Origin of the sequence: Xanthomonas sp. AM6, assembly GCF_025665335.1 — a bacterium.
GTDB lineage: Bacteria > Pseudomonadota > Gammaproteobacteria > Xanthomonadales > Xanthomonadaceae > Xanthomonas_A.
Window position 1 is genome coordinate 1618270 of record NZ_CP106869.1, and the last position, 14664, is coordinate 1632933.

Consider the following 14664-nt stretch of genomic DNA (forward strand, 5'->3'; position numbering starts at 1 on the left):
CCGGTCCCGCAGCGACCGGGTTTGGAATTCGTAATCCGTCAAACGCGACTCTGCCGCCCTTGCGAATCCCCAATCCCGAATCCCCAATCCCATCCGGCGCGCCCCGCGCGCCGGATCAATGCCTGCGTTCGACCGCGTAGCGCGCCAGGCCGCGCAATGCGGCCACCGCTTCGCTCTCGGGCAGGCCGTCCAGCGCGCGTTCGGCGGCGGCGGCGTATTCGGCGGCGCGGCGCCGGCTGTAGTCGAGCCCGCCGCTGGCCTGGATCGCCGCCAGCACTTCCGGCATCGCCTCCGCATCGCCCTGTTCGACGATGTGGCGCAGGCGCTGGCGGGTGGCGGCGTCGGCATGGGCCATCGCGTGGATCAGCGGCAGCGTGGCCTTGCCCTCGGCCAGGTCGTCGCCCAGGTTCTTGCCCAGGTCGGCGGCATCGGCGGTGTAGTCCAGCACGTCGTCGGCGATCTGGAACGCATAGCCCAGGTGCATGCCGTAGTCGTACAGCCGCTGCTGCACTTCTGCCGACGCGCCCGAGGCCATCGCCCCGAGCCGGGTGCCGGCGGCGAACAGCACCGCGGTCTTGCGCTCGATCACGCGCAGGTAGGCGGCCTCGTCGGTATCGGGGTTGTGCACGTGCAGCAGCTGCAGCACCTCGCCTTCGGCGATGCGGTTGGTGGTGTCGGCCAGCAGCCGCATCACCGCCATGTCGTCCAGTTCGACCATCAGCTGGAAGCTGCGCGAATACAGGAAATCGCCGACCAGCACGCTGGGCGCGTTGCCCCACAGCGCGTTGGCGGTGCTGCGGCCGCGGCGCAGGTCCGATTCGTCGACCACGTCGTCGTGCAGCAGGGTCGAGGTGTGGATGAACTCGACGATCACCGCCAGCTGGTGGTGCACCGGCCCGCCGCCGGCGCAGGCGCGCCCGGCCAGCATCACCAGCATCGGCCGCAGGCGCTTGCCGCCGGCGGAGACGATGTGCTCGGCGATCTGGTTGATCAGCACCACGTCCGAAGCCAGACGGCGGCGGATCAGGGCATCGGCGGCGCTCATGTCGGGCGCCGCCAGCGCCTGGATCTGAGGCAGCCCCAGGGCGGGGCGGAGGTCTTCGGCGAGGCTCATGCGGTCGTACTGAGGGGAATGCAGGGATTATAGGCCACCCCGGCAGGGGCAAGTCTGACGCCTGAACCGGGGGAAGGCTGATATCCGCCGCCAGCCCGGTATAATTCACTGTCTACGTCCGTTCCCGAGCGGGCGCCCCCATCCGACCTGCCCGCGCCCGAGCGGGTTCACCATCCCGAACGGAAGAATTCCATGGCCCGCGGCATCAACAAAGTCATCCTCGTCGGCAACCTCGGCAACGATCCCGACACCAAGTACACCCAGTCCGGCATGGCGATCACCCGTATCAGCCTGGCCACCACCAGCGTGCGCAAGGACAAGGACGGCAACCAGCAGGAGCGCACTGAATGGCACCGTGTGGTGTTCTTCGGCAAGCTCGGCGAGATCGCCGGCGAGTACCTGCGCAAGGGCAGCTCGGTCTACGTCGAAGGCTCGATCCGCTACGACAAGTACACCGGCCAGGACGGCGTGGAGAAGTACTCCACCGACATCGTCGCCGACGAGATGCAGATGCTGGGCGGCCGCGGCGAAGGCGGTGGCGGCGGTGGTGCCGGCATGGGCGGCGATCGCCCGCAGCGCTCGGCCCCGCCGCGCCAGGAACGCCCGAACCAGGGCGGCGGCGGCCAGGACTACGCCCCGCGCCGCCAGCAGCCGGCGCCGCAGCAGTCCGCGCCGATGGACGATTTCGCCGACGACGACATCCCGTTCTGAACCACGCGTGGCAGCAAGTGGTGATGGACATCCGAAGAGAGCCCCGTTTTTACGGGGCTTTTCTTTTTTCGATGATTCTTCCTCGGTGAAAGTCCGACAGGGCTGCAGCTTCGACAGTCGGCGAAACAAACGCGGATCAACACGCCATCGCTTGGGTGGACGCGCAGGCCGCGATCGAACGTGTCAAAGGCACCCCCAGCGCCCAGCCGCAATCCAGGCGCTCGTCCACGGTGCCGGGCAAGTTCTTCTCGAAGGCAGTGCCTGAATCGGCCCAGTTCGAACGCGGCGTCACTGGTCCGGCCACGATCGGGTAGGGGCGGCGAACACGCCGGGCGTCGGCAATGGGGACCGAGGTGGGTAGGAGCTTGCGTGCCGAAGCGGCTTCCTGAGCCGCCTATGCGAAAGGCACCTAGTGGTCCACCTCCATGGGCTATCCGAAATTCCACCACCGTCCTGCAGCGACCGGCGCGACGACGTTGTGCCCTGCAGCATGGGTTTTCGTGCACTGCGTCTTGCAAAAAAACGAATCTCTCCTTTATGGTGCAATCGATTGCATTGCGGCAATCGTCAGCGTTTGATGCCGGTTGGGAGGCCGGAAAGCGGATGTCCATCCAATCGATCGGACCGGCGCCGGCCCCGGGATTCACGCGGCGAGATGCGCTGCGCATTGCCGTGGCCGGCAGCCTTGGGTTGGGCGCTGCGGGCGTGCTGCCTGCGTTTGCCGCTGCCGCGCCGCTCAAAGGCAACATGAAGCATTCCGTCGCCCGCTGGACGTTCCCGCAGCAGTCGATCGCCCAGCTTTGCCAGACGGTGAAAGGCATCGGTTTCGCCGCCATCGATCTGGTCGGCCCGGCGGATTGGCCGACGCTGAAGGCGAATGGCGTGTACAGCTCGATGTGCAACGGCGCGGAACTGGGCCTGGACAAGGGCTTCGCCGGCCGCCAGTTCCACGACCAGCTGGTCGAGCGCTACACGCGGCACATCGACCTGGTGGCCGATGCCGGTTATCGCAACCTCATCTGTTTTTCCGGCAATCGCAACGGCATGGACCCTCAGGAAGGCATGGCCCACGCCGAGGCGGGGCTCAAGCGCATCCTCGGGCATGCCGAGAAGCGCGGCGTCGTGCTGGTGATGGAGCTGCTGAACTCCAGGGTCGATCATCCCGACTACCTGTGCGACCACTCCGCATGGGGCGTCGAGCTGTGCCGGCGGATCGGCTCGGAGCATTTCGGCCTGCTGTACGACATCTACCACATGCAGATCATGGAGGGCGACATCATCGCCACCATCGGCAAGCATCATGCGTTCTTCAAGCATTACCACACCGCGGGCGTGCCTGGCCGGCACGAGATCGGAGACGATCAGGAACTCCACTATCCCGCCATCTGTCGCGCGATCCGCGATACCGGTTTCGACGGCTATCTGGCGCAGGAATTCATGCCTGCGGCGCCGGATCCCGTCGGCTCGCTGCGCGAGGCGATCCGCCTCTGCGACGTCTGAAACGATATCCACCCAGGTGAAGTAGAACCCATGGCAGACAATCACTACGACGCCATCGTCGTCGGCTCGGGAATCAGTGGCGGTTGGGCGGCGAAGGAACTGACCGAGAAAGGCCTCAAGGTCCTGATGCTGGAACGCGGCCGCAACATCGAACACGTCAAGGACTACGTCAACGCGATGAAGGAGGCGTGGGATTTCCCGCACCACAACCGGCCGACCCAGGCGATGAAGGCCGACTACCCGGTGCTGATGCGCGACTACGGCCTGGTCGAGAATCTGCAGGGGATGTGGGCCAACGAAAAGGAATCGCCCTACACCGAGATCAAGCGGTTCGACTGGTTCCGCGGCTATCACGTGGGCGGCCGCTCGCTGATGTGGGGACGGCAGAGCTATCGCCTGTCGGACCTGGATTTCCAGGCGAACCTCAAGGACGGCATCGCCATCGACTGGCCGATCCGTTACGCCGACATCGCGCCCTGGTACGACTACGTGGAGAAGTTCGCCGGCATCGCCGGCACGCGCGAGGGCCTGGACGTGTTGCCCGACGGCGAGTTCCTGCCGCCGATCCCTTTGAACATCGTCGAGAAGGACGTGGCCGCGCGGATCAAGAAGGCCTTTGGCGGGACCAGGCACCTGATCCACTCGCGCACCGCGAACATCACCGAGCCCAAGGTCGAGCAGGGCCGCGTCAACTGCCAGTACCGCAACAAGTGCATCCTGGGCTGCCCCTACGGCGCCTACTTCTCGACCCAGTCGGCGACGCTGCCGGCGGCCATGAAGACCGGCAACCTGACCTTGCGGCCCTTCTCGATCGTCAAGGAAGTGCTCTACGACAAGGACCGCAAGCGTGCGCGGGGCGTGGAGATCATCGATGCCGAGAGCGGACAGACCTACCAGTACACGGCCAACGTCATCTTCCTCAACGCGTCCTCCTTCAATTCGACCTGGCTGCTGATGAACTCGGCCACCGATGTCTGGGAAGGCGGGCTGGGGTCTTCGTCCGGCGAGCTGGGGCACAACGTGATGGACCATCATTTCGGCGCCGGTGCCGCCGGCCGGGTCGAGGGCTACGACGACAAGTACTACTTCGGCCGTCGTCCCTGCGGCTTCTACATTCCCCGTTTCCGCAACGTCGCCGCGGACAAGCGCGGCTACCTGCGCGGGTTCGGCTACCAGGGCGGCGCCAGCCGCACCGGGTGGTCGCGCGAGATCGCCGAGCTGAACATCGGCGCCGACCTGAAGGACGCGCTGACCCTGCCGGGCGAATGGCGCATCGGCATGACTGGATTCGGCGAAATGCTGCCTCACCACGACAACACGATTCGCCTGGACCGGCACCGCAAGGACAAATGGGGGCTGCCGGTGCTGGCGATGGACGTGTCCCTGCGCGCGAACGAAAAGGCCATGCGCAAGGACATGGCCGCCGATGCCGCCGAGATGCTGGAGGCCGCCGGCGTCAAGGACGTGCAGATGCACGATGACGATTACGCCCCGGGCAAGGGCATCCACGAGATGGGCACCGCGCGCATGGGCCGTGACCGAAAAAACTCCGTGCTGAACCAGCACAACCAGGTCTGGGACGCGCCGAATGTCTACGTGACCGACGGCGCCTGCATGACCTCCAGCGCCTGCGTGAATCCCTCGCTGACCTACATGGCGCTGACGGCACGGGCAGCGGACCATGCCGTGCGCGAACTGAAAGCGGGGAACCTGTGATGGATCGCCGCGAACTGCTGAAGATGATCGTCGCCGCCACGGGCGCGGCCATGGTCGGCCTGCCCGCGCTCGTCCACGGACAGGCGCCGGCCGAGGGCGCGAAGAACGCCTTCTCCGCCGCCGAGGTCGGCACGCTGGACGAGATCGCCGAGACCATCCTGCCGCGAACCAAGACGCCGGGGGCGAAGGACGCCGGCGTCGGTGCGTTCATGGCGCGATTCGTCACCGATTGCTACACCGCCGAGCAGCAGGCGGCGTTCCGCGCCGGCCTGGCCGACATCGACAAACGCGCCGGCGGCCGATTCGTGTCGCTCGCGCCGCAGGCCCGCACCGAGCTGCTGCGCGCCCTGGATGCGGAAGCCAGGAAACACCTCGTCACCGTGACCGACACCGGCACTGCCAAAGCGGCGGACGCGATGCCGCATCCCTTCACGATGATCAAGCAGCTGGCCATCTTCAGCTTCTTCACCTCGAAGGTCGCCGCGACCGAAGTGTTGCAGTACGTCGCCGTGCCGGGTCGCTACGACGGCGACCTCGCCTATGCCCCCGGTACGCCCGCTTGGGCGACCAACTGATGGACCGCAACGATCCGCCCATGCGCCACTTCCCCGGAAACACGATGACCAGATCCCTCCTGATGGCGGCCTGCCTGCTGGCCGCGGCGCCTGCGTTCGCGCAGGCCAGCGACGACCCCGCGCGCGATCCGAAGAAGACCGAGGTGTGGAAACCCGTGCCCGCGATGGTGGCCACGCCCCCGGGCCGCGCGCCCTCCGACGCGATCGTGCTGTTCGACGGCAAGGATCTCTCCGCCTGGGAGTCGGAGCAGGGCGGACGCGTGCCCTGGCTCGTCGCCGACGGCGCGCTGACCGTGGTTCCGGGAAGCAAGGGCATCCGGACCAAGCAGCGCTTCTGCGACATCCAGCTGCACGTCGAGTGGCGCACGCCCACCGCGACGCGGGGGTTCGAAGGCCAGCAGCGGGGGAACAGCGGCATCTTCCTGCAGGACCTGTATGAGCTGCAGGTGCTCGACAGCTACAACAACCCGACCTATGCCAACGGCCAGGCCGGCGCGATCTACAAGCAGGCCATTCCGCTGGTGAACGCCTCGCGTGCGCCGGGCCAGTGGCAGGTCTACGACGTCATCTGGAAGGCGCCCCGCTTTTCGCAGGGCGGCGGGCTCACGTCACCCGCGCGCATCACCGTCCTGCACAACGGCGTCCTGGTGCAGGACGACACCGTCGTGTCGGGCAAGACCGAGTACATCGGCGCGCCGTCGTACGCGCCACATGCGTGCGCGCCGATCTCCCTGCAGGAGCACGATTCCAAGGTCAGCTACCGCAACATCTGGGTGCGCGAACTGTAGCGCCGGCGCGCAGCCGGCGCCGGCATCCTATTGCGCCAGGAAGCTGGCAAGGTCGTCGACGTCCTGTTGGGACAGCTGGGGAAAGGGCGGCATCAAGCCGCCGCCCTTCCTGATCTTCTCCTTGATCTGCGCCGACTCCAGCCGCTTGCCCACGTCGATGAGCGCGGGGAACGCGCCCGGGACGCCCGCGCGATTGGCGCCGTGGCAGGCCGTGCAGTTCGTTGCGTAGAGCCGCGCGCCGGCCGCAGGGTCCTCCTTGGACCATGCCGTGGTCGCAAGCGTCGCCCCCAGCAGAACCGCGGCCACTGTCAGAATCGTTTTCAAATGTGGCTCCTTCTTGGGCTAGCGACGTGCACTGGCGGGCACGTTGGCTGGCAGGTGTTCACGCAGGTAGTCCGCGCCGGTCCGGATGACCGTGGCCGGGTCGCGCGGACGGTCGTGCTCGATGATGTACCAGCGCACGCCGGCGCCCGCCGCGGCAGGCAGGATCGCGTTCCAGCCCAGGACGCCCTTGCCCACGGCGGCGAAGCCGCCCTCGTCCTCGGCCTGGCCTTTCGGCGCGTTGTCCTTGGCGTGTACCGCGAACATGCGGCCCTTGAACTTGCCCAGCATCGCCGCCGGGTCGTAGCCCGCACGCGCGACCCAGGCCAGATCCAGCTCGGTCTCGAGCTCGGGGCCGGCCGCCGCGAACAGCAATTCGAGCCCCGTCTTGCCATTGAAGTCGACCAGCTCGAAGTCGTGGTTGTGGTAGGCCAGGCGCATGCCCTTGGCCTGCAATCGCTTCGCGATCTGGCCCAGTTCCTTGCCCAAGGCGGTCCAGCCCGCGGCATCGGCCGGCCGATCCTTCTCGGCCAGGTACGGCACCACCAGTGTCGTGTTGCCGATCGACCGATTGAAGGTCACCACGCCGTCCAGGTCCTTGCGCAGATCGGCCAGTTGCACGTGGGACGAGATCGCCTTGATCGCATACCTGTCCAGCAGTTGCTTGAGTTCCGCAGCGCTGACGTTCTGCGTGCCGACCGTTTCCACCGCGCCCACGCCGGCGTCGTGGACGATCTTCAACTGCTGGTCCAGCGAGCCGGCGTTGCGCAGCGTGTACATCTGCACTGCGATGGGTTTTTGCGGGCCGGCGGCGTCGCGTGCGAAGGCGGGCAGGGCGGCGAGGAACAGCAGTGCGAGCGTCGCGGTCCTGCGTGCAGGGGTGTTCATCAAGAAGTCCTCCCGGGATTCAACCGATGGATGTCCAGGCGCGCGTCCTGGCCGATGTGATGACGCGATCGACGATCAGCGCCGAGCGCAATCCGTCTTCGAAGGTGGGCAGGCCTTCCGGCCGCCCGCCTTCGATGGCGCGATAGGTGTCGGCGACGAACGCCTCGAAGCAATCGCCGTAGCCCTGCGCGTGCCCGGCCGGCAACGTCGCCAGCCGGCGCTGTTCGGCGCTGCCGGCGCCCGGCCCGCGCACGAAGATTTCCTCGCGCTGGTCGGGCAGGCCGATCCACAGCCGTTCGGCGTCTTCCTGGTCGAACGCCACGCTGGCCCTGGCGCCATCGATCTCGAACCAGAGGCGGTTGCGGCGTCCCGCCGAGACCTGGCTGACCGTCAACGAAGCCAGCGTGCCCGCGCCGGTCCTGAACATCGCCGCGGCCACGTCCTCGCTCGATACCGCCTGCATCGCGCCGCCCGCCGCCGGCGTGGTGAAGCTCTGCCCGGTGAGGGTGCCGCGCTCGGCGATCACGGTCGCGAACGCCGCGCTGACGTCGACGAAACGCTCGCCGCCGACCCATTCCACCAGGTCGCACCAGTGCGAGCCGATGTCGGCGAACACGCGCGAGGCGCCGCCCAGCGCCGGGTCCACGCGCCAGTTGTTGCTGGCGGGATCCAGCAGCCAGTCCTGCAGGTAGCTGCCGTGGATCAGGCGCAGCGGCCCCAGTTCGCCCTGCGCGATGCGGGCGCGCGCCTCGCGGACCACCGGGTGGTAGCGGTAGACGAAGGGCACCGTGGCGACCAGTCCGGTCGAGGCGGCCAATGCCGCCAATGCCTGGGCGTCTTCCAGCGTCGTGGCCAGCGGCTTTTCGCAGATCACGTGCTTGCCGGCTTCCAGCGCCGCCTGCGCCATGGCGCGGTGCAGATGGTTGGGCGTGCACACGTGCACGACCTGCACCTGCGGATCGGCGACGACGTCTTCGATGTCGCGATAGGCGCGCGGGACATCCCACGACTGCGCCACCTCGCGTGCGCGTTGCGGGGAAGAGGCGACGACGCCGCGGACCGCGGCGCCGGCCAGCAGCGCCGCGCGACGATGCACGGCGCCGATCATGCCCGTGCCGACGATGGCGATTCCAAGTTTGCTCATCGGTGGGTTCTCAGCGCGTGGAGGGGGCGGCCGCGACGACCGGCCGGTCGCGGAACAGCAACAGGAAGGCGACCAGCACGGCCAGCGCCACGCCTGCCGGGAACAGCCAGATCTGCTGCCAGTCCGGGCCCGCCGCCGTGGTGTAGTGCTCCACCACCGCGCCGGACAGGAACGTGCCGATCAACATGCCCACGCCGTACGTGGCCAGGGTGATGAACCCCTGCGCGCTGCTGCGCGCGGCGGGGCCGGCATGCGCATCGGTGTAGATCTGGCCGGTGACGAAGAAGAAGTCGTAGCAGATGCCGTGCAGCACGATGCCGATCACCAGCAGGGAGAAGCCGCCGCCCGCATCGCCGAAGGCGAACATGGCGTAGCGCACCACCCACGCCGCCATGCCCAGCGCCAGCATGGTCTTGACCCCCAGCCGCACGAACAGGAACGGCATGACCAGCATCAGCAGGACTTCGGACACCTGGCCCAGCGATTGCAGGCCGGCCGCGCCGCGCACGCCCAGATCGTTGAGATACGGGTTGGTGAAGTTGTAGTAGAACGCCAGCGGCACGCAGATGGCGATGGACGCCAGGAAGAACACCAGATAGGAGCGCGACTTCAGCAGCCGCAGCGAGTCCAGTCCCAGGATCTGCCCCAGCCCGGCGTCGCGCTGTTGCGCCAGCGGCGGCGTGTGCGGCAGGGTGAAGGCGTACAGGCCCAGGGCCAGCGACGCGATCGCCGCCATCCGGAACGTCAGCTCGAGCCGGTGCGCCTGTTCCCAGCCCAGCCAGCCGATCAGCACGCCCGCCACGATCCAGCCGACGCTGCCGGCCACCCGCACCGGCGGAAACTGCTTTTCAGGCGATTGCATGTGCCGCATCGCCACGCTGTTGGCCAGCGCCAGCGTCGGCATGAACAGCAGCATGTACACCATGACGCAGGCGGAGAACATGCCGAAGCTCGTCGCCGTGGACGCCAGCCACATCAGCACCGCGCCGGCGAGGTGCAGCACCGCGAGGATGCGCTGCGCCGCGAAGTAGCGATCGGCGATCAGGCCGACCAGGAACGGCGCCACGATGGCGCCGATGGACTGGCTGAGGAAGGCCGTCGCCACCTGGCTCGCGCTGGCCTGCAGGGGACCCTGCACCAGGTACGTCCCCAGGGTCACGAACCACGCCCCCCAGATGAAGAACTGCAGAAACATCATCGCGCCCAAGCGCGGCATGGTGTGCGTCATGGCTTCCCCTCCCAGGGCGGTATCGGCTCAGGTCCCCAGCATGCGGCGCAGCGATTGCGGATCGGCGCCGCTGTCGGCAAAGTCGTCGAAGGCGCGTTCGGTCACGCGGATGATGTGGTCGCGGATGAACGCGGCACCCTCCCGCGCGCCGTCTTCCGGATGCTTCAGGCAGCACTCCCACTCCAGCACCGCCCAGCCCGGGAAATCGTATTGCGCGAACTTCGAGAAGATCGCCTTGAAGTCGATCTGGCCATCGCCGAGCGAGCGGAACCGCCCCGGACGATCGATCCAGTCCTGGTAACCGGCATAGACGCCGCTGCGCGCGCTGGCGCGATACTCCGCGTCCTTGACGTGGAAGATGCCGATGCGCTGGTGATACCGGTCGATGAAGCCCAGGTAGTCCATCTGCTGCAGCAGCAGGTGGCTGGGGTCGTACAGGATCCTGGCGCGCGGGTGGTGGTCGACCACCTCCAGGAAGCGCTCGAAGGTCGCGCCGTCGTGCAGGTCCTCGCCCGGGTGGATCTCGAAGCACAGGTCCACGCCGCAGGCGTCGAAGGCGTCCAGGATGGGGCGCCAGCGGCGGCCGAGTTCGGCGAAGGCCTCGTCCACCAGGCCGGGCGGGCGTTGCGGCCAGGGATAGAAGTAGGGCCAGGCCAGCGCACCGGAGAACGTGGCGTGCGCGGTCAGTCCCAGGCGCTGGCTGGCCTTGGCGGCCATCTTCAACTGCTCCACCGCCCAGGCCTGGCGGGCGGCGGGATCGCCGCGCTTGTCCGGCGGTGCGAAGCCGTCGAACAGGCTGTCGTAGGCGGGGTGGACGGCGACCAGCTGCCCCTGCAGGTGGGTGGACAGCTCGGTGATCTGCAGGCCGTGCCCGGCCAGCATGCCGGCGACGTCGTCGCAGTACGCCTGGCTCTGCGCGGCCTGGGCCAGATCGAACAGGGGGGGCGTGCTGGTCGGTACTTGTACGCCAGAATAACCCAGGCCCGCGGCCCACCCGGCCAGCGTGTCCAAGCGATCGAAGGGAGGTTTGTCGCCGATGAACTGCGCCAGGAACAGCGCTGGACCCTTGAGCGTCTTCAACGTGATTCGCCTGATGCAATCGATTGCATTTATCCTAGCATGGGCCTCCCGCAAGACCCGTTGTGCACTGCACAGCAGAAAGAAGAACTAACGCCATGGCAACCATTTACGACATCGCAAGGCAGGTCGGCGTCTCCGCCGGCACGGTGTCGCGTGCGCTTTCCCGGCCGGAAAAAGTCCTGCCGGCCACGCGCACGCGCATCGAGCAGGCCGCCGCCGCGCTGGGCTATGTCCCCAACACGGTCGCCAGGACGCTCAAGACCCAGCGCAGCGGCAAGATCCTGGTCACCGTCCCGGACATCGCCAATCCGTTCTTCGCCCAGATCCTGCAGGGCGCGGAGGAAGCGGCGCAGGCGGTCGGCTACGCCGTCCTGCTGGGCGATACCCAGCACCAGCCCGACCGCGAGGAGCGCTACGCGCAGATGCTCCGGCGCAACGAGGCCGACGGCCTGATCGTGCTGGGGCACCGCCTGCCGCCGACGGCGCGCGCGATCGTCAAGCAACTGGGCGCCGCCGCGCCGGTGGTCAACGGATGCGAGTTCGACCCGGCGCTGGGCATCCCCAGCGTCCACATCGACAACGCGGCCGCCGCGCGCGCCGTGATGGAACATCTGTATGGACTGGGCCACGAGCGGATCGCCGTGGTGGGCGGCCCGCCCGACAACCCCCTGCACCGGCAGCGACTGGAAGGGGCCCGCGCCGCCGGCAAGGCGCGCGGCCGCCTGCGCAACCTGACCGTCGTGCCGGGCGACTTCTCCGTGGAATCCGGCCATGCGGCCGCGATGGCGCTGTTGGCCCGCGCGCCCGTGCCGACCGCGATCTTCTGCTTCAGCGACCAGATGGCGCTGGGCGCCCTGGCGGCCTGCCGGGACCTGGGCATCCGCGTGCCGGATGAGCTGTCCATCGTCGGCTTCGACGACCTGGCGTCGTCCCGTTACCTCACGCCCCCGTTGACGACCATCCGGCAACCCATGCGGGAGATCGGTGTCCGCGCGGTCAACCTGCTGCTCGCCATCATCGAAAGCGCGGATGTGCCGCTTCAGCAGACGCTGGATTTCCGCTTGATGTTGCGCGGGTCGACGGGCGCGCCGAAGCGGTAGGGGAGGCGCAGGGGCAGCGGGGTCTGTTGGCGCAGTTCCCAACAACGAACTTGGCGCCTGCCAGCCACTTTTTTGACTGGTTTTCCGGATTCGGTCGATCTCCAAGCGGCGCTGATCACGCAACCCTTGCGACGCGTCATTGCGGCGTTCTGGACCCACTGCCGGCGTCCGGTAGATGTGCACACCCCTTCCGAGGCTGTTCGCGTCACAGCCCAGGTTCGACAGGAAGGTCCGCTTTTGCGGGCCTTCTCCGTTCGCCAGGTCGAAAGTGAGGCGTGGGGTGTACGTCGGCATCTGCAGTGCGCACCCCATTCGACGCATGGAGCGTCGGCGCGGGCTGCGCGCGACAGCCTGATCGATGCGGCCGGGCGCCTGATCCTGGCGGGGTGGGTGCAGGGTCCGAGGCGCCGCCGCGCCGCCGCCGACGCTCGCCTTGCGTCGCGGAGCGCGCGCCGTATTACACTTTTGCCGCAAGCCAAACCAACATGGATACAGGGGATCAGGATGAGTGGAAGACTGGGGGCAGTCGCGTTGTGCTGTGTGCTGGGGATGGGGATCGGAATGGGGAGCGCGCAGGCGCAGGTGGACCTGGCGCCGTTCCTCAAGCAGGAACAGGTCGGCGAACTGAAGCTGTCGCCGACCGGCGAATATTACGCGGCCACCGTGCCGTTGGCGGACCGGACCGCGCTGGCGGTGATGCGCCGCTCCGACAGCAAGATCGTCGGCAGTTTCTCGATGGAGAAGAACACCCATGTCTCCGACTTCGAGTGGGTCAACGACACGCGCGTGTTGTTCAACATGGATATCAAGATCGGGGCGATGGATGAGCCACGTCCCACCGGCGAGTTGTTCGCGATCAATGCCGACGGCAGCGCGGCCGAACTGCTGGTGGGCCAGCGCGTCACCGGCAGCGGTCCGGGCACGCTGATCCAGACCAAGAAGGTGGAGGACGTCATCGCGCACATGGTCGGTCGGTTGCCCGGCGACGACCGCAATGTGGTGATCCAGGTGCGTCCTTTCAGCGTCACCAGGGATCCATACAGCCGCACCGAAGTGCTGGACGTGTACAGCGGCCGGCGGCGGCCGCTGGTCGGCTCGCCGAAGGTGCGCGGGGCCAGCTTCTACAGCGACGAGCAAGGCAAGGTGCGTTTTGCCGTGGGCGCCGATGCGGACCGAGCCAGCAAACTGTTCTACCGCGACGCGCAGGGCAGCGACTGGCGCCTGCTCAACGACGAGAATCTCAGCCATCACGCCGAATGGCCGATCGGTTTTTCCGAAGACGGGCGAACCGCTTATCTGCAGGTCCAACAGGACAAGGGTAGCGACGCGATCGTGGCCTGGAACGTGGACAGCAACGAGCGCAAGGTGGTGGCGCGCGATGCCCTGGCCGATCCGAGCCGGGTCATGTATCGCCACGGCAGCCGTGTTCCGGTGGGCATCGAGGTCCTCGGCGACAAGCCGCGCAGCCTGTTCTTCGACCCGGCCTCGCCCGAGGCCAAGACCCAGCGCTCGCTGGAAGCGGCATTCCCGGGGCAGGCGGTCTACGTCACCTCCAGCACCCGCGACGGTCGATTCAACCTGGTGCAGGTGCAGTCCGGACGCAATCCCGGCGAGTTCTATCTGTTCGATACCGTGGCGAAGAAGGCGGATTTCGCATTCGCCAGCCGTGCCGCGTTGCAGCCGCCGAAGCTGGCCGAGGTGCGACCGATCGCGTTGCAGGCGCGCGACGGCCTGCCGCTGCACGGCTTCGTGACCCTGCCTGCGGCGGCCGCGTCCGGCAAGGTGCCGATGGTGGTGATGCCACATGGCGGGCCGTTCGGCGTGTTCGACAGCGGCCTGTTTGATCAGGACGCGCAGATCCTGGCAGGTGCCGGTTATGCGGTGCTGCAGGTCAACTATCGCGGCTCCTCCAATTACGGCCGTGCCTTCCTGCAGGCCGGCGGTGGCGAATGGGGCGGTGCGATGCAGGACGACGTGACCGACGCCACGCGTTGGGCGATCGCCCAGGGCATCGCCGATCCTGCACGCATCTGCATGTACGGCGCCAGCTACGGTGCTTATGCGTCGCTGATGGGGGTGGCCAAGGAACCGGCGCTGTACCGCTGTGCGGCCGGCTACGTCGGCGTCTACGATTTGCCGATGCTGTACGTCAGGGGCGACACCCAGCAGCGCGATTCCGGCAGGACGTTTCTGCGCGAATGGGTGGGGACGAGCGACGAATTGGCCGCGGTGTCGCCGGTCAATCTCGCCGACAAGATCAAGGTGCCGGTGTTCCTGGCGGCCGGTGGCGAGGACGAAACTGCGCCCATCCAGCATTCGAAAAAGATGGAGGCGGCGCTGAAGAAGGCAGGGGTGCCTGTGGAGACGCTGTACGTCCCGACCGAGGGCCACGGCTTCTACACCGAAGAACACCGGCGCGAGTTCTACACCAAATTGCTGGCCTTCCTGAGCCGCTCGCTGGGCGGTGCGCAGGCCGCAGCACCGGCACCTGCGCGCTAG

General features: G+C 67.5%; 13 protein-coding genes. 7 read left to right on the forward strand and 6 right to left on the reverse strand.

The features are described from left to right. Positions 1-115: 115 nt before the first annotated feature. Positions 116-1114, reverse strand: coding sequence for a polyprenyl synthetase family protein (locus OCJ37_RS06695; protein ID WP_263112894.1), 999 nt, complete (start codon positions 1112-1114; stop codon positions 116-118). A gap of 192 nt (positions 1115-1306) precedes the next feature. Between OCJ37_RS06695 and OCJ37_RS06700 the strand changes: the two genes are divergently transcribed. The 5 genes from OCJ37_RS06700 (at position 1307) to OCJ37_RS06720 (ending at position 6404) form a co-directional block, all read left to right on the forward strand. Then, positions 1307-1825 carry a single-stranded DNA-binding protein gene (locus OCJ37_RS06700; protein ID WP_263112895.1) on the forward strand — a complete coding sequence of 173 codons (519 nt, stop codon included), beginning with the start codon at positions 1307-1309 and terminating at the stop codon, positions 1823-1825. A 603-nt stretch (positions 1826-2428) separates the two neighbouring features. Beyond that, on the forward strand, positions 2429-3325 hold the full coding sequence (locus tag OCJ37_RS06705) for a hydroxypyruvate isomerase family protein (RefSeq protein ID WP_263112896.1): 897 nt from the start codon (positions 2429-2431) through the stop codon (positions 3323-3325). A 30-nt stretch (positions 3326-3355) separates the two neighbouring features. After that, positions 3356-5041, forward strand: coding sequence for a GMC oxidoreductase (locus OCJ37_RS06710; protein WP_263112897.1), 1686 nt, complete (start codon positions 3356-3358; stop codon positions 5039-5041). Beyond that, a complete protein-coding gene (locus tag OCJ37_RS06715; RefSeq protein WP_263112898.1) occupies positions 5041-5616 on the forward strand; it encodes a gluconate 2-dehydrogenase subunit 3 family protein in 576 nt (191 codons plus the stop codon). Before OCJ37_RS06710 ends, OCJ37_RS06715 begins: the two co-directional genes overlap by 1 nt. 44 nt (positions 5617-5660) lie before the next feature. Beyond that, entirely contained in the window at positions 5661-6404 is a 744-nt protein-coding gene (locus tag OCJ37_RS06720) for a 3-keto-disaccharide hydrolase (protein ID WP_263113609.1), read from the forward strand. 27 nt (positions 6405-6431) lie between these two features. On the opposite strand, the gene OCJ37_RS06725 is transcribed toward OCJ37_RS06720, so the two are convergent. The 5 genes from OCJ37_RS06725 to OCJ37_RS06745 are packed head-to-tail and all read right to left on the reverse strand — an operon-like array spanning position 6432 to position 11065. Next, complete coding sequence (locus OCJ37_RS06725; RefSeq protein WP_263112899.1) at positions 6432-6728, reverse strand: c-type cytochrome; 297 nt, start codon at positions 6726-6728, stop codon at positions 6432-6434. A gap of 18 nt (positions 6729-6746) precedes the next feature. After that, entirely contained in the window at positions 6747-7613 is an 867-nt protein-coding gene (locus tag OCJ37_RS06730; RefSeq protein ID WP_263112900.1) for a sugar phosphate isomerase/epimerase family protein, read from the reverse strand. Between the two features lie 19 nt (positions 7614-7632). Continuing rightward, positions 7633-8757 (reverse strand): Gfo/Idh/MocA family protein, encoded by a 1125-nt coding sequence (locus OCJ37_RS06735; RefSeq protein WP_263112901.1) that lies wholly within the window; start codon positions 8755-8757, stop codon positions 7633-7635. Between the two features lie 10 nt (positions 8758-8767). Then, a complete protein-coding gene (locus OCJ37_RS06740) occupies positions 8768-9985 on the reverse strand; it encodes a nucleoside permease (protein WP_263112902.1) in 1218 nt (405 codons plus the stop codon). 27 nt (positions 9986-10012) lie between these two features. Continuing rightward, positions 10013-11065, reverse strand: a complete 1053-nt coding sequence (locus OCJ37_RS06745) for a sugar phosphate isomerase/epimerase family protein (protein ID WP_263112903.1) — start codon at positions 11063-11065, stop codon at positions 10013-10015. 95 nt (positions 11066-11160) lie between these two features. On the opposite strand from OCJ37_RS06745, the gene OCJ37_RS06750 reads away from it, so the two are divergent. Both OCJ37_RS06750 and OCJ37_RS06755 read left to right on the forward strand, forming a co-directional pair. Further along, positions 11161-12165, forward strand: coding sequence for a LacI family DNA-binding transcriptional regulator (locus OCJ37_RS06750; RefSeq protein ID WP_263112904.1), 1005 nt, complete (start codon positions 11161-11163; stop codon positions 12163-12165). Positions 12166-12900: 735 nt separating this feature from the next. After that, complete coding sequence (locus tag OCJ37_RS06755) at positions 12901-14664, forward strand: alpha/beta hydrolase family protein (protein ID WP_317633218.1); 1764 nt, start codon at positions 12901-12903, stop codon at positions 14662-14664.